This is a genomic window from Streptomyces sp. NBC_00878 (genome assembly GCF_026341515.1).
In the GTDB taxonomy this organism is placed as follows: Bacteria; Actinomycetota; Actinomycetes; order Streptomycetales; family Streptomycetaceae; genus Streptomyces.
On the sequence record NZ_JAPEOK010000001.1, the window covers coordinates 2,870,021 to 2,885,649 of the forward strand.

Consider the following 15,629-nt stretch of genomic DNA (forward strand, 5'->3'; position numbering starts at 1 on the left):
GAGTGGTCGAGTAGTGAGAGCCGTTCATGACCGCTGATGCGACACCCTCGCTGGTCGCGAAGACCGACGGACCGGCCTCGGCCGGACCCTCGGCCCGCGTACCACGGGCGCGCGCCTCCGCCGCGTATCCGCGGTACGTGGCGGGCAAGCTGGGCGGCGCGGCCGTCTCGCTGCTCGCCGTCCTCGTCACGAGTTTCTTCCTCTTCCGGCTGATCCCCGGCGACCCGGTGAAGTTCATGACCGGTGGGCGCCAGGTCTCGGCCGAGCAACTCGCCGCGTACCGGCGGGAGTTCGGGCTCGATCTGCCCATGTGGGAACAGTTCACGGATTACTGCGGCAAGGCGCTGACCGGCGATCTCGGCACGTCGTACCAGTTCCGGGCACCCGTCCTCGACAAGATCACCGAGGCGCTGCCGAACACGCTGCTGCTCACCGGCACGTCGTTCGTGCTCTACACCGTGCTCGGCATCCTTCTCGGCACGCGGGCGGCCTGGCGCAACGGCGGTCTCGGCGACCGGCTCAACACCGGTCTGGCGCTGACCCTCTACTCGATCCCGTCGTTCTGGCTGGGGCTGCTGCTGATCATCGTCTTCGCGGTGGGCATCGGGCCGATCCCCGGTCTCTTCCCCACGGGCGGCATGGAGTCCGGCGGCGAGGAGGGTTTCGCGTACGTCCTCGATGTCGCCCATCATCTGGTCCTGCCCGTCGTGACGCTGGTCGCGGTCGAATACGGGCAGACCCTGCTCGTCACGCGCTCGGCACTGCTCGACGAGATGGGCAGCGACTATCTGACGACCGCGCGGGCCAAGGGCCTGCGGGACGATCTCGTACGCCGCCGCCATGCCGTTCCGAACGCGCTGCTGCCAACGATGACGCTGATCTTCATCAACCTCGGCCGGACCGTCGCGGGCGTGATCCTGGTCGAGACGGTCTTCTCCTGGCCGGGCCTCGGCGGGCTCTTCTACCAGGCGCTGAGCGTGCCCGATCTGCCGCTGGTGCAGGGGCTGTTCTTCGTATTCGCCGCCGCGGTGATCGTGATGAACACGCTCGCCGACCTGATCTATCCGCTGCTCGACCCCAGGGTGGGCCGATGACGACGACGGACCCGGACGAGTCGATGACCACCGAGGCGACTCCCCCGGTGGCTCCCTCCGAAGTCCCCTCACCCCCGAAGGCCGGTCCCCGCGCACTCGCGTGGCAGCGCCGACGGCGCTCCGCCGCGCGCTTCTGGCGGCGGTACCGCACCCACCGCGCAGGCGTCCTCGGTCTGGCCTCCCTCGCTCTCTTCGCGCTGATCGCGATCACCGCGCCGCTGACCGTCGGCTCCGACGTGCAGAGCGTGACGGACGCGCCGGGGCGGCCCATGGAGAGCCCGAGCGCCGAATTCCCGCTGGGTACCGACCAGTTCGGGCGCAGTCTGCTCGGGCTCGTGGTGTGGGGATCGCGGGTGTCACTGCTGGTCGGGCTGCTGGCGGCCGTTCTCTCGGTCGCGATCGGCGCGCTCATCGGTATCACCGCCGGGCACTTCCGCGGCTGGTTCGCGACGGTGATGATGCGGATCACGGACTGGTTCCTGGTCATGCCGACGCTGGTGCTGGCGATCGCGCTCGCGACCGTGATGTCCCGCTCGCTCGGCACGATCATCCTGGCGATCGGCGTCACGACCTGGCCGACGACGGCACGGCTGGTGCGCGCGCAGACCCTCGCCGTGGAGTCCCGGCCGTACATCGAGCGCGCCAAGGCGCTCGGCGGCGGCCACTGGCACGTCATGTCCCGGCACGTGCTGCCCAACGTCATGCCCCTTGTCCTGGCGCAGACGACCCTGATCATCTCCTCCGCGATCCTCGCCGAGGCGACGCTCGCCTTCCTCGGTCTCGGCGACCCGACGGTCGTCTCCTGGGGCGGTCTGCTCCAGGACGCGCGCGAGGCGGGCGCGGTCAGCGCCGGGAAGTGGTGGTACCTCGTGCCGCCGGGTATCGCCATCGCCGTCGTGGCCCTCGCGTTCACCCTGTGCGGGCGCGCGGTCGAGTCCGTTCTCAACCCCAGGCTGGGGGCAACCCGTTGAAGACGTCGCGTACGCCGACCGCGCAACCCCTGCTGGACGTACGGGACCTGGAGGTGACGTACGCCGGAGGAGTGGCCGCCGTGCGCGGTGTGAACCTCGCCGTGCACGCGGGCCAGAAGCTCGGTATCGCGGGCGAGTCGGGCTGCGGCAAGTCCACCCTGGCGCTCGCGCTGCTGCGGTTGCTGCCGGCCGGGACCCGGGTGACAGGCGAGATCCTCCTGGACGGCGAGGACGTACTGACCATGAAGTGGGGGCGGGTGCGGGCGGTCCGGTGGGCCGGTGCCTCGATCGTGTTCCAGGGCGCGATGCACTCCCTCAACGCCGTGCACCGCGTCGGTGACCAGATCACCGAGCCGATCCTGTTGCACAGGAAGGCGACCCCGGCGGGCGCGCGCAAGAAGGCGAGCGAACTCCTGGAGCAGGTGGGGCTTCCGGCGGCGCGGGCGTCCGCGTATCCGCACGAACTGTCCGGCGGCCAGCGCCAGCGCGTGATGATCGCCATGGCCCTGGCCTGCGACCCCCGCCTGGTCATCGCCGACGAGCCGACCACCGCGCTCGACGTGATGATCCAGGCACAGATCCTGCGGCTCATCCAACAGCTCGTCTCCGAGCAGGAGTTGGGGCTCGTCATGATCAGCCACGATCTGGCGGTCCTGTCCGACACCTGCGACCGGCTCGCGGTGATGTACGCCGGGCGGGTGGTGGAGGAGGGCCCGGCCCGGCAGGTGTACGAGGACGCCCGGCACCCGTACGGGCAGGCGCTGTCGGCGGCGTTCCCGCGGATCGGGGACGCGGGATCGCGGTTCGCGCCGCGCGGGCTGCCCGGCGACCCGCCGGATCCGGCGGCGCTCCCGGCCGGCTGCGCGTTCCATCCGCGGTGCGCGGTGGCGCTGGACTCGTGTGCCGCGGAGGACCAGACGCTGCGGCCGGCGGCACCGGACCGCCGGGCGGCCTGCGTACATGTGGGACCCGTGGCCGTGCCGGAAGAAGCGAGGAGCACCTGATGACGACGACCGCGGCGGTCCCTCCGCTCCCCCCAGCTCCCTCCGGTCCCCTGCTGAGCGCCGAAGGCCTGCACGTCACGTTCCCCGCCCGGCGCGGCGACGCCGACCGGGCCCGTGCCGTCGACGGAGTGGATCTCGACATCCTGCCCGGCGAGATCGTCGCGCTCGTCGGCGAGTCGGGCTGCGGCAAGACGACCCTGGCGCGCTCGCTCCTCGGACTCGTTCCGCCGACCGCCGGCCGCGTCACCTTCGCGGGCCGGCCCCTCGACTACTCCTCGCGGGCTCTCAAGGCGTACCGCAAGCGCGTGCAGCTGGTCCTCCAGGACCCGAGCGGCTCGCTCAACCCCCGGCACACGGTGTACGACGCGGTGGCGGAGGGCCTGCGCATCCACCGGTACGGGGGCGACGAACGCGAGGCGGTCGGGGCAGCCCTGTCCCGAGCGGGGCTTCGTCCCCCGGAACGCTTCTTCCTCCGCTATCCGCACGAGCTCTCGGGCGGCCAGCGCCAGCGTGTCGTCATCGCGGGGGCGCTCGTCCTGGAGCCCGAACTCATCGTCGCCGACGAGCCGGTGGCCTCGCTCGACGCGTCCGTACGCGGCGAGATCCTGGCCCTGCTCCTACGGCTGCGCTCCGAACTCGGCCTGTCCGCCCTGGTGGTGACGCACGACCTGGGTCTCGCGTGGAACATCGCGGACCGGGTCGCGGTGATGTACCTGGGCCGGATCGTCGAGACCGGAGCGGTCGAGGACATCCTGACGGCGCCTCAACACCCGTACACCCAGGCCCTGTTGTCGGTCCTGCCCGAGGCTCCCGGCGATCCGGTCGTCCTCACCGGTGAGCCCCCGGACCCGTCCCGCATCCCCTCCGGCTGCCGCTTCCACGCCCGCTGCCAGATCCTGGCGACCGGCGAGGCAGAACGCGCGGGCGTCGCGGACGCGTGCCGCGGGGAGGACCTACCGGTACTGGACGGAGGAGGCGGGGCGCAGGTGGCATGCCACTGGGCCCGGGCATCCGCGGTGCGCCAGTGGTCCAGCAGGGGCGCCCCTTAGGGGCGCGGGGAACTGCGCGACCAGCAACGACGAACCCGCAGCCGGAAACCTACCGCCCGTCGTCATACGCCTCGATCAACTCCCGCGACCGCTTGACGTCGTCGGAAATCGCTTCCAGCAACGCCTCGATGGACTCGAACTTCGCCTGCCCCCGCACAAAGGCGAGAAAGTCCACGGCCACGTGCAGACCGTACAGATCGAGGCCCACCCGATCGATGGCGTACGCCTCCACCGTGCGCTCGGTCCCGTCGAACTGGGGATTCGTGCCGACGGAGATCGCGGCCGGCATCGCCTCGCCCTGCGCGTGCAGCCAGCCGGCGTAGACGCCGTCGGCGGGGATCGCGGTGTGCGGGAGGGTCTCGACGTTGGCGGTGGGGAAGCCGAGCTCGCGACCGCGCTGGGCGCCGCGGACGACGATGCCCTCGACGCGGTGCGGACGGCCCAGGATCTCGCGCGCCCCTTCGACATCGCCCTCGGCGATCAGCCGCCGGGTCATGGTCGAGGAGAAGGGCTCGCCGCCGCCGGCCTCACCGGTCACGTAGAGGTCCACCACCTCGACCTCGAAGTCGTACGTCTTGCCCTGCTCGGCGAGGAAGGCGACATTGCCGGCGGCCTTGTGGCCGAAGCGGAAGTTGGGGCCCTCGACGACAGCCTTGGCGTGCAGCTTGTCGACCAGGACCTTCACCACGAAGTCGGCGGGCGACAGCTTCGAGAACTCGGTCGTGAAGGGCAGGATGAGCAGCGCGTCGACACCCAGTTCGGCCATGAGCTCGGCGCGGCGGTGGTGCGGGGCGAGCAGGGGCGGGTGGCTGCCGGGGCGCACCACCTCGCTGGGGTGCGGGTCGAAGGTGACGACCACGGACGGGACGCCCAGCTCACGCGCCCGCTCCACGGCATGCCTGATGATCAGCTGGTGCCCGCGGTGGACGCCGTCGTACGAGCCGATGGTGACGACGCTGCGCCCCCAGTCCTGGGGGATGTCCTCCAAGCCACGCCAGCGCTGCACTGTGACCGCTCCTCGTCGAACCTGTGTCCGTGTCTGCCTCATACGCAGCTCTAAGGGTGCCATGCCGGGTCCGCTCGGCCCGCATCGGCATGGGGCGCTGTGACCGGGGGCACGTGGCGGGCGCGGAGCGCGGACGGTCACACCGGAACCCGGGCCCCCGTCAGGTTCTCGATCATGCGGCGGGTGCTGGGACCGACCACGGTGGACCAGTCCTCGGGAGCGTCGGTGAGCCAGCGGGCGACCAGGGCGGCGAACCCGGGAATCCGGCGGCTCTGGTCGAGAAGGGCGCCGTCGAACACGGTGGCGCCGTCCGGGGTACGGACGAGCAGCAGGCCTGCGCTGTGGACCAGCGCGCGGGTGTGCTCCTCACCGCTGCGGGCCGCGCCCTCGGCGGCAGCCCGTACGAGCGCGTTCAGCACCACCGGGTCGTGCTCGTGCGTCAGCAGCAGATCCAGGAACTCGCATCGCAGCGGGTGGGCCCCGGGCGTGCCGGGCGCCGCGATCACCTTGGCGAGCGCGGCCCGCAGCTGCGGCCTGCCCCCGTCGAGCAGCCCGGTGACCAGGGGATACAGCACGGAACGGGCGGCGGGACCGTGATCGAGCCGCCGGTCGACGTACGCCGCCACATGCCCGGCCGCCTCCGGACGCCGCTCCACGACCTCACGTACGAGTACGGCGACGCGGCGGGCCAGCGCGGGTGTGCTGACCTCGGCGAGCGTACGCAGCGCCTCCCCCGTGTCCGGCTCGCGCAGGCGGTCGCCGAACGCGGCGAGGACCGGTTCCGGATGCGTCGCCAGCGCCGCCACCAGCGCGCTCGCGGGCAGACGCGGATCGCCCGCCCTGAAGCGCGCGAGGGCCGCCGGCAGGTGGCGGGCCCGGGTCTGCGGATCGCGGACAAGGAGCGCCAGAGCGGCTCCGTGCAGCGTGCAGTCGCCGGGGCGGTCGAGCAGGAAGAGCGCGGCGTAGCGCAGCAGTTCGCGGTCGGTGTCGGTGCGTACGTGCGGTGCGGCCCGCAGTCCGTGGGCCATCGCCACCGCCCGGCGGGCCGGCCGTTCGTCGTGCGTCCAGCGGTCGACCGCCCGGCACACCGCGGACGGTTCCTCCTCCGCGAGGACGGCCAGCAGCTCGTCGGCACGCGGGTGCGCACTCTCCGCCAGTGCCTCCGTGAGGTCGTCCAGGGCGCGGTGCCGATGGGTGTGGAGAAGGACCTGAGCGGCGGTCGAGACGGTGGCGTCGGGGGTCGCGGGCAACCGGCGCTCGTCGTCGAACCAGTGGGTCAGATGGGGCTGCACGGCGACCGGGTCGGCGGCGAGAAGCCCGGACACGGCGTCCAGGTAACGGAGTTCGGTGGCCGGCGGCGCCTGGTCCGCGACAACGAGCCGCCTCAGCAGATCGAAGCGGTGCGCCTCCGGCAGCGGCAGCCGGGTCCAGAAAACGGGCCCGAACTCCTCCGGCACGGCCCGCCCCTCGCCCCGCCACGTCACCACCCGCTCGGCGAGATGCCGCAGCACTCCCACGTACGGGGTCGCGTCGGGCACCCGGAGCAGTACGTCCCTGAGGAGGCGGGTGGCCCACCAGGACCCGGGGTCCGTCGGCGCCATTTCGTCGACCGCGCGAAGCAGTTCACGCAGCCGGAGGGTGAGATCGGCAGCACCTTGTTGACGCGGCAGGAGGAGCAGGGCCTGGAGGACGGGGCCGATGCGGTGGCGGGGTACGGGGAGAGGCTCGGGCTCGCTCCAGGGCTCTGACTCACTGGAGGCCCCAGGACCGAGCTCAGGACCGTACTCAGGCCTGTACTCAGGCCCGGACTCAGCCCCGGACGCAGGCGCGGGCTCAGGCTCGGCACTCCCGTGGTGCACCAACGCCTGGAGTGCCCTGTCCAGGTCGAGGTGCATGCCCTGGATCCAGTCGGCCAGCTCCTCGTGGGCGAAGCGGTAGCCGTTCCCGGCAGGCACCAGCAGGCCCTCCGTGAGGACCGCGGAGGCCCACCCGGTGCATCCGCCGAGCCTCCGGTCGGGCACCGGCCCCCACGGGAACACGGACTCGAACGCCGCCCGGTCCAGCTCCCCCTGCCCGGGCCCCAGACAGCGCCGCGCCGCCGCGTGCACCTGCCCGGAGACCCTGGCCGCGAGCCGCCGCACGGCCGTGCCACGCAGCCCGTTCGCCGCCGCGAGGCGCACGGCCACCCGCAGACACATCAGATCGAGATACGCGGCAAAGACCTCGTCCCGCCCGACCTGTGCGACCTGTCCGACCTGTCCGACCTGGTCAACTTGCCCGACGGACCCGGCCTGCCCGACCTGCACGGCCGGGACAACCTGCATGACTGGGTCAACCTGCCCGATCGACTCGACGATTCCACCCGGCCCGACCGGCCCGAACCGCTCGACCCGCGCGGCCGAGGCACCGGGCAGCGCCATCGCGGCCCGTACCTCCGAGAGGAGCCGCAGCATCAGCGGGTGCCGCGCGTCGGCCCCGCACAGGGCGCCCTCCGGCACCCCGTACCGCGCCCGGGCCTGCCGCGCCTCGCCCTCGTCCAGATCGCCGAGCCGTACACAGGCGGGAAGCCCGGCGGGCACCTCGCCTCCGCCCCCCTCGTACCCGTACAGCAGCTCTCGGGGGAACTCCGCTCCCGCCCGCTCCCAGTACTCGGCCCGGCAGGCCACGACCAGCCGTGCCCCGTGCGCCCGCAACCACTCGGCGGTGCCCTCGGTCCACTCGGTCAGCCGGTGTGCGAGAGCGGGCGGCATCTCCTCGGGGCTGTCGAGGAGGAGCAGCAGAGGGCGTCCGGCCTCCCGGGCGAGCCGGGCCAGCCGCTCGGGACCGATGTCACCGAGTCGGCCGTCCGCGGGGCCGGGCTCCGACCAGGGCACGGTTGGCAGAGGGTTGGTGGGCAAGGGGTTGATGGCCAAAGGGCTGGCGGACAAGGGGGCGGCTGGCCCGCAACCGACCGACAGCGGTTCCGCCGACAACGGTTCCGCCGGCATCTGCCCCGAACCCACGCCCCCGCACTCAGCCACGCCGCTGGAGACCGAAGCCACAGTGCCGAAAGCCGAGGCCCCACCGCCGAAAGCCGAAGCCGCCACCGCACTCTCGGCGACCGAGCCCGAAGCCCAAGTCGAGCCCGAGCCGGAACCCGAGCGCGAGCCAGAGCCAGAACCCGAGCCCGAGCCGGAACCCGAGCCGGAACCCTGGCCCGACGCCGCCACGATCCGCCCCGCCCTCTCCAGCGCCCTCCTCGCCGCGTCGGCCACCGACCAGTCCGTCTCCAGCAGATCCGCACCGCGCAACCACAGGGTCGGAGCCGGTTCAGCACCCCGGTCGCGCCGGGCGGCGAGGGCCGCCAGTTCCGTCGTACGACCGCTTCCCGGAGCCCCGACGAGCCCGAGAACGGCGTACGGACCTTCACCGAAGGCCGTGAACTCCCGTACCGCATCAGCTCGTTCGACTGGATCGACGCCGCCGGAGCCTGGCGGGGACGCGACAGTGGCCGCCAGTTCCAGCACACCCGCCAGATTCAGGTCGTCCCCGTAAGCGGGGACCGTCGCCGCGTTGCGGGCCAGCAGATCGGCGAGCACGCCACTGGACACTGCCGGTCCGGCGGACAGCGGTACGGCAAAGCCCCCCACCCGTCGCCCGGAGTGAAGTGCCGTGCCCAGGACGGCGACGACCGCACCAGTGGCCGCGTCGATCACCGGTCCCCCCGCCGCGCCTCCCCCGAGCCGCAGCGCATCCCTGCCCGCCGTGCCGATCGCCAACTCCAGGGCGTCGTCGAGGAGATGGAATCGGTCGGTCGCCGTGTACGTCACGGCGGCCCTGCCCAGCACCCGGGCCTCGCGCCAGCCGCCCGCGGCGATACGGATGTACGCGCCGCTCTCCACGGAGTCCCGGACCGTGATCGGGAGGGGGTCGAGGCCGAGACCGTCCGTACCGGTACGGACTGTTCCAGTACGGTCCGTACCGGGACCGTCCGTACCGAGGCCCCCCGTGTGGATCAGGGCGAGGTCCAGGAACGGCAGGGGGGTGACCGATTCAGCCTCGACCAGGCAGGTGCGGTCCCCGGGAGCGTGCAGGACGAGGCGGGCGAGCCCGTCGACCGCCTCGTGGCTGGTGATCACCGTCCCCTGGTGGTCGGCGGCGAATCCCGTACCGCGCGGTCGCCCGGCCAGGTCGCAGATCCGCACGAGGGCCCGGTCCGACGCTTCAACCACCTCGACCACCTGCGCGGCTTCAACTCCGTGCGCCGCTGCGGTGACCCGCGCCGCTCCCGCGACCCGCACCGCATCTGTCGCCCGCGGGCCCCGTCCCGCCATGCTCGAATCCTCCCCGCCGCGCGCGGCGCACCGTTCCACCGACGCCTCGTCTTCGACGGTAGGCACGGGTTGATCGGGCGCGACAGATCGCGAGACGAACGAGCCCCCTTCCGCTCCCCCGGTTCACTCCGAGCGCCTGCCCGGACGGGTGAATAGACCAGGTCGGATGGATACACCTTTGGGTGGGGGAACCGAGGGGGACAGTGGAGCGGCGCACACAGAAATCCCCGTGAACGCCGCTCCACGACGAATCGAGCCGACCTGCCAAGGAGGACAGAGGACAGGCGAGGAGGCCGACGGCCGACAAGAGGGTCAGCCGAACACGGCCAGGCTCTTCGCCCTGCCCTTCTGCTCCTCCACCAGTGCCAGGAACCGCCCCTCGGGATCGAACACCCCGACGGCTCCGGCCCCGGCGTACTCCTCGGGCATCTCCAGCCGCATGCCGTTCATCAGCTGCGCTCCGCGCCTCACGTCCACGTCCCAGCGGGGAAACGCGGCCGCGGCGGCCTCCGCCAGCGGCATCACGGTCAGCTCCTTCTGGAGCTCGTCGAGAGTACGGGCGGAGTCGAGCTTGTACGGGCCGACGCGGGTGCGCCGCAGTGCCGTCAGATGGCCGCCGACGCCCAGGTCGGCGCCCAGGTCACGGGCGAGCGCGCGGATGTACGTACCGGACGAGCACACGACCGAGACGACCAGGTCCAGGACGGGCGTACCGTCCTCGGCGACCGCGTCCCGGATGTCGTACACGGCGAACGACGAGATCCGCACCGGACGGGCCGGGATCTCGAAGTCCTCGCCGTCGCGCGCCCGCTTGTACGAGCGCACGCCGTTGATCTTGATGGCGCTGACCTTGGACGGCACCTGCATGATCTCGCCGCTGAGCTTGGCGATACCGGCGTCGACGGCGTCCCTGGCCACCTTGGAGGCGTCCGTGGACGAGGTGATGTCACCCTCGGCGTCGTCGGTCAGGGTGTTCTGCCCGAGCCGGACGGTGCCGAGGTATTCCTTCTCGGTCAGCGCGAGGTGCCCGAGGAGCTTGGTCGCCCGCTCGACGCCGAGGACGAGCACGCCCGTCGCCATGGGGTCGAGGGTGCCCGCGTGTCCGACGCGGCGGGTCTTCGCGATCCCGCGCATCTTGGCGACCACGTCGTGCGAAGTGAAGCCCGACGGCTTGTCGACGATGACAAGGCCGTCGGGCGTCTTCTGCTTCTGCGTCATTCCGCGGCGTCGCCGTCCGTCTCGTCGTCCTCGCCCGGCTTCTTGTACGGGTCGGCGTCACCGGCGAAGGCGGCGCCGGCCGAGACCTCGCGCACCTTCGCGTCCGAGGCCCGTGCCTTGTCGAGCAGGTCCTCGATGGTCTTGGCGGTGTCCGGCAGGGCGTCCGCCACGAAGGTGAGGCTCGGCGTGAACTTCACGCCCGCCGCCGCGCCGACGGCCGAGCGGAGTACGCCCTTGGCGCTCTCCAGCCCGGCGGCGGCTGCCGCGCGCTCCTCGTCGTCCCCGTACACCGTGTAGAAGACGGTCGCCTCCCGGAGGTCCCCGGTGACCCGGGTGTCCGTGATGGTCACATGTGAACCGAGCCGCGGGTCCTTGATCCCGCGCTGCAGCTTCTGGGCCACCACCTCTCGGATGAGGTCCGCCAGCCTCTTCGCCCGCGCGTTGTCGGCCACTGGTCCGTCTCCCTCTTTCTTACTGTTCTGTGTACGGCCAATCCTCGTCGCCGCACGCTCACTACGCTCAGTCGCCGCTCACGTCGTCGCTCAGTCGTCGTCCTCGCCGTGGAACCGCCTCCGCACGGACAGCAGCTCCACCTCGGGACGCCCGGCGACCAGACGCTCGCAGTGGTCCAGTACGTCGGTCAGGTGCCCCGCGTCCCCGGAGACCGCCGCCAGGCCGATGACGGCCCTGCGGTGGAGGTCCATGTGGTCCACCTCCGCCGCGCTCACCGCGTACCTGCGTTGGAGCTCGGCCACGATCGGGCGGACGACGGAGCGTTTCTCCTTCAGCGACCGTACGTCGCCGAGGAGCAGATCGAAGGACAGAGTCCCCACGTACATGTGTGTATCCGGATGTCCCGCCGGTACGGGGTAGATGGCCCGGCCAAGCTCTTGGCGGGACATCAGAACCGTACATCGAACCCCCGGGGCCGCTCGACGGGGTTTTCGCCCCCGCCGCCCCTACCCGTCCCGTACTTGGGGGCTCCGCCCCCAGACCCCCGCTGAAACTCAGCGCCTCCGGCGTTTGAGGAGCGGGGGTTCGGGGGCTGGCCCCCGAGGCAGGGACGGTGGGGGTCCCCCCGCTCGAGCGAAGCCGAGAGTGGGGGAGGGAAGGGGCGGCGGGGGCGAAAAACCCCGCGGGGGCCGACCGACAAGGACATGTCCTCGTCGGCCAACCCCACACGGTTCAAGCCCGCCGCGGGCACTACGACCGCGGCTTCTCGCGCATCTCGTACGTCGCGATGACGTCGTCGATCTTGATGTCGTTGAAGTTTCCGAGGTTGATACCGCCCTCGAAGCCTTCGCGGATCTCGGTGACGTCGTCCTTGAAGCGGCGCAGACCGGAGATGGTGAGGTTCTCCGCGATGACCTTGCCATCGCGCAGCAACCGCGCCTTGGTGTTGCGCTTGACCTCGCCGGAGCGGACCAGCACACCGGCGATGTTGCCCAGCTTGGACGAGCGGAAGACCTCGCGGATCTCCGCCGTACCGAGCTCGACCTCTTCGTACTCCGGCTTGAGCATGCCCTTGAGGGCCGCTTCGATCTCCTCGATGGCCTGGTAGATCACCGAGTAGTAGCGGACGTCGACGCCCTCGCGCTCCGCCATCTGCGCCGCGCGGCCCGCAGCGCGGACGTTGAAGCCGATGACGATCGCGTCGGAGCCGGTCGCCAGGTCGATGTCCGACTCGGTGACCGCACCCACGCCGCGGTGCAGGACGCGGATGTCGACCTCTTCGCCGACGTCGAGCTGGAGCAGCGAGGACTCGAGAGCCTCCACCGAACCGGACGCGTCGCCCTTGATGATGAGGTTGAGTTCCTGCACCAGACCGGCCTTGAGGGCCTCGTCCAGGTTCTCCAGGGAGAACCGGACGCCACGCCGGGCGAAGTTGGCGTTGCGCTCGCGCGCCGCCCGCTTCTCGGCGATCTGACGGGCTGTGCGGTCCTCGTCGACAACCAGGAAGTTGTCGCCGGCGCCCGGGACGTTGGTGAGACCGAGGACGAGGACCGGGGTCGAGGGACCCGCCTCTTCCACGTTCTCGCCCTTGTCGTCGAGCATCGCGCGGACACGGCCGTACGCGTCGCCGACCACCATGGTGTCGCCGACCCGCAGGGTGCCTCGCTGGACCAGGACGGTCGCGACGGCGCCGCGGCCACGGTCCAGGTGGGACTCGATCGCGATGCCCTGCGCGTCCTGCTCCGGGTTGGCCCGCAGGTCGAGCGAGGCGTCCGCGGTGAGGACCACGGCCTCCAGCAGGCTCTCGATGTTGAGGCCCTGCTTGGCGGAGATGTCGACGAACATCGTGTCGCCGCCGTACTCCTCGGCCACCAGACCGAACTCGGTGAGCTGACCGCGCACCTTGGTCGGGTCCGCGCCCTCGACGTCGATCTTGTTGACCGCGACCACGATCGGCACGTCGGCCGCCTTGGCGTGGTTCAGCGCCTCGATCGTCTGGGGCATCACACCGTCGTTGGCCGCCACCACGAGGATCGCGATGTCGGTCGACTTCGCACCACGGGCACGCATGGCGGTGAACGCCTCGTGACCCGGGGTGTCGATGAAGGTGATCTTGCGCTCTTCGTCGTTGACCTGGGTCGTGACCTGGTACGCACCGATGTGCTGCGTGATTCCGCCGGCCTCGCCCGCGACGACGTTCGTCTTGCGGATGGTGTCGAGGAGGCGGGTCTTACCGTGGTCGACGTGACCCATGACGGTCACGACCGGCGGACGCGCGACGAGGAACTCCTCGCCACCCTCGTCCTCGCCGAACTCGATGTCGAAGGACTCGAGCAGCTCGCGGTCCTCCTCCTCGGGGCTGACGATCTCGAGGATGTAGTTCATCTCGTCCGCGAGGAGCTTCAGCGTCTCGTCGGAGACGGACTGCGTGGCAGTGACCATCTCGCCGAGGTTCATCATCACGGCGACGAGCGACGCCGGATTGGCGTTGATCTTCTCCGCGAAGTCGGTGAGGGACGCACCGCGCGACAGGCGGACGGACTGTCCGTTGCCGCGAGGCAGCATGACGCCGCCGACCGACGGGGCCTGCATGGCCTCGTACTCCTGGCGCCTCTGCCGCTTCGACTTGCGGCCACGACGCGCGGGACCGCCGGGACGGCCGAAGGCGCCCTGCGTGCCACCACGGCCACCCGGACCACCGGGACGACCACCGAAGCCGGGACGACCGCCGCCGCCACCGCCGGGACCGCCCGGACGACCGGCGAAACCGCCACCGCCGCCACCAGGTCCACCCGGACGACCGGCGAAACCGCCGCCACCGCCACCGGGACCGCCGGGACGACCGGCGAAACCGCCGCCGCCACCGGGACGACCGCCGCCGCCACCGCCACCGGGACGGCCACCGCCGCCACCGCCGGGACCACGGCCGCCGGGGCCACCGCCACCGGGACGCGGGCTACCGGCAGCGGGACGCTGCGGCATCATGCCGGGGTTCGGACGGTTGCCACCGGGGCCGCCACCGGGACGCGGAGCGCCACCGGGACCACCCTGCGGACGGGGCATGCCGCCCGGAGACGGACGGTTGCCACCGGGGCCGCCACCGGGACGCGGAGCGCCACCGGGACCGCCCTGCGGACGGGGACCACGGTCCTGACCGGCGCCCTGGGGACGCGAGCCGCCCGGGGCAGCGGGGCCACCGGGTCCGCCGGGGCCGGGACGTGCGCCGCCCGGACGGGGCGCCTGCGGGCGCGCCATGCCGGTGGAGCCGCCGGAGGTGAACGGGTTGTTGCCCGGACGGGGACCGGCGGGACGACCACCGGGACGCGTGCCCTGGCCGCCGGGACGCGGGGCGCCCTGACGGTCGCCACGGTCACCGCGCTCGCCACGGCCCTGACCCGGACCACCCTGACCGCCCTGTGCGGGACCGGCCGGACGGGCACCGGGCTTCGGGGCGCCGGGACGGGCACCGCTCGGACGGGGACCTGCGGCCGGAGCCGCGGGAGCCGCCGGGGGTGCCGTGAACTCGGGCGCGACCGGAGCCGGAGACGCCGGAGCGGGCTTCGGCGCGGGGGGCTTGGGACCCGGCGTCGGGCGCGGGCCGGAGGCCGGAGCGACCGGGGACACGGGCTTCTCCGCGGCGGCCGGCTTCGGGGCCGGCGGACGCGGGGCGGCCGGACGTGCGGCCTGCGCCGGAGAGGGCGCGGCCGGCCTGGCCGGCGCGGCCTTGCGCGGGGCGGGCTTGCCGCCGCCGTTGCCCTGCTGCAGGGCATCGGTCAGCTTGCGTACTACGGGCGCCTCGATCGTCGAGGACGCCGAACGGACAAATTCACCGAGTTCTTGGAGCTTGGCCATGACGACCTTGCTCTCCACCCCGAACTCCTTGGCGAGTTCGTATACCCGGACCTTAGCCACTTCGCTCCTTTTAGGTCCGGGTTGCGTCCGGACCGTCGCTACTTCATGGGCGTACTCATCGCGTGCTCATCGAGTGCTCATCGCAATCTCGACCTACTTCCAACTCGCGGGGTACCAGGGCCGCACGGGGTTCCGTGCGACACGTTTTACGGTGTTGCCTGCTCAGCAACTGTCTGTCTGCTCGACGTACAGGCGCAACGCCTTTGTTTCGAGCGGACCCGGGGCACGCAGCGCCCTCGTGAACGCCCGGCGGCGGACCGCCAGGTCGAGACAGACCAGGGCGGGGTGTACATACGCACCCCGGCCGGGCAGCGTACCGCGAGGATCGGGGACGCATTCGCCCTCGGTCGCCACGGTGCGCAGCAGATCGATCTTGGCCGCTCGCTCCCGGCACCCCACGCAGGTGCGCTCAGGGCATGCGCGGGCATGCGTCCGGCCAGACACTCTTAAGTCTACCTCCCCGCACCGACCTCACCCCTTTGGGGCAAGAACCGAACGGTTGTTGTCGTAATCCAAGCGTCACACGGCGTGATCTATTCCCGATCATGCCCTTGACGCCCCGGACCAGGCCATGTTTCGGCTCGATCCCGCTGCGATCCGTCCCCGGTG

General features: G+C 71.8%; 11 protein-coding genes. 4 read left to right on the forward strand and 7 right to left on the reverse strand.

Translation table 11 applies throughout. The features are described 5' to 3' along the window. The first annotated feature begins 26 nt into the window (after positions 1–26). Genes OHA11_RS11750 through OHA11_RS11765 form a run of 4 tightly spaced genes read left to right on the forward strand, consistent with a single transcriptional unit; the run spans position 27 to position 4,118 of the window. Positions 27–1,094, forward strand: coding sequence for an ABC transporter permease (locus OHA11_RS11750; protein WP_266495026.1), 1,068 nt, complete (start codon positions 27–29; stop codon positions 1,092–1,094). 23 nt (positions 1,095–1,117) lie between these two features. After that, positions 1,118–2,065 carry an ABC transporter permease gene (locus OHA11_RS11755; protein ID WP_266507094.1) on the forward strand — a complete coding sequence of 316 codons (948 nt, stop codon included), beginning with the start codon at positions 1,118–1,120 and terminating at the stop codon, positions 2,063–2,065. Then, positions 2,062–3,069 (forward strand): ABC transporter ATP-binding protein, encoded by a 1,008-nt coding sequence (locus tag OHA11_RS11760; protein ID WP_266495028.1) that lies wholly within the window; start codon positions 2,062–2,064, stop codon positions 3,067–3,069. Before OHA11_RS11755 ends, OHA11_RS11760 begins: the two co-directional genes overlap by 4 nt. Continuing rightward, complete coding sequence (locus OHA11_RS11765; RefSeq protein ID WP_266495030.1) at positions 3,069–4,118, forward strand: ABC transporter ATP-binding protein; 1,050 nt, start codon at positions 3,069–3,071, stop codon at positions 4,116–4,118. Before OHA11_RS11760 ends, OHA11_RS11765 begins: the two co-directional genes overlap by 1 nt. A 49-nt stretch (positions 4,119–4,167) precedes the next feature. Here the strand turns inward: OHA11_RS11765 and OHA11_RS11770 are convergent, their stop codons facing one another. The 7 genes from OHA11_RS11770 to OHA11_RS11800 form a co-directional block, all read right to left on the reverse strand. Beyond that, the gene (locus OHA11_RS11770) at positions 4,168–5,124 is read right to left on the reverse strand and encodes a bifunctional riboflavin kinase/FAD synthetase (protein ID WP_266495033.1); all 957 of its coding nucleotides are present in this window, start codon (positions 5,122–5,124) and stop codon (positions 4,168–4,170) included. 137 nt (positions 5,125–5,261) lie between these two features. After that, entirely contained in the window at positions 5,262–9,503 is a 4,242-nt protein-coding gene (locus OHA11_RS11775) for a procyclic acidic repetitive family protein (protein WP_266495036.1), read from the reverse strand. A gap of 246 nt (positions 9,504–9,749) precedes the next feature. After that, a complete protein-coding gene (truB, locus tag OHA11_RS11780) occupies positions 9,750–10,655 on the reverse strand; it encodes a tRNA pseudouridine(55) synthase TruB (protein WP_266495038.1) in 906 nt (301 codons plus the stop codon). Continuing rightward, a complete protein-coding gene (gene rbfA, locus OHA11_RS11785; RefSeq protein ID WP_266495041.1) occupies positions 10,652–11,107 on the reverse strand; it encodes a 30S ribosome-binding factor RbfA in 456 nt (151 codons plus the stop codon). The genes truB and rbfA overlap by 4 nt, the downstream gene beginning before the upstream one ends. 90 nt (positions 11,108–11,197) lie before the next feature. Continuing rightward, positions 11,198–11,494 (reverse strand): DUF503 domain-containing protein, encoded by a 297-nt coding sequence (locus tag OHA11_RS11790; RefSeq protein ID WP_266495043.1) that lies wholly within the window; start codon positions 11,492–11,494, stop codon positions 11,198–11,200. A gap of 364 nt (positions 11,495–11,858) precedes the next feature. Next, on the reverse strand, positions 11,859–15,020 hold the full coding sequence (gene infB / locus OHA11_RS11795) for a translation initiation factor IF-2 (RefSeq protein WP_266495045.1): 3,162 nt from the start codon (positions 15,018–15,020) through the stop codon (positions 11,859–11,861). 162 nt (positions 15,021–15,182) lie between these two features. Further along, on the reverse strand, positions 15,183–15,464 hold the full coding sequence (locus tag OHA11_RS11800; protein ID WP_266495047.1) for a YlxR family protein: 282 nt from the start codon (positions 15,462–15,464) through the stop codon (positions 15,183–15,185). Positions 15,465–15,629 lie beyond the last annotated feature (165 nt).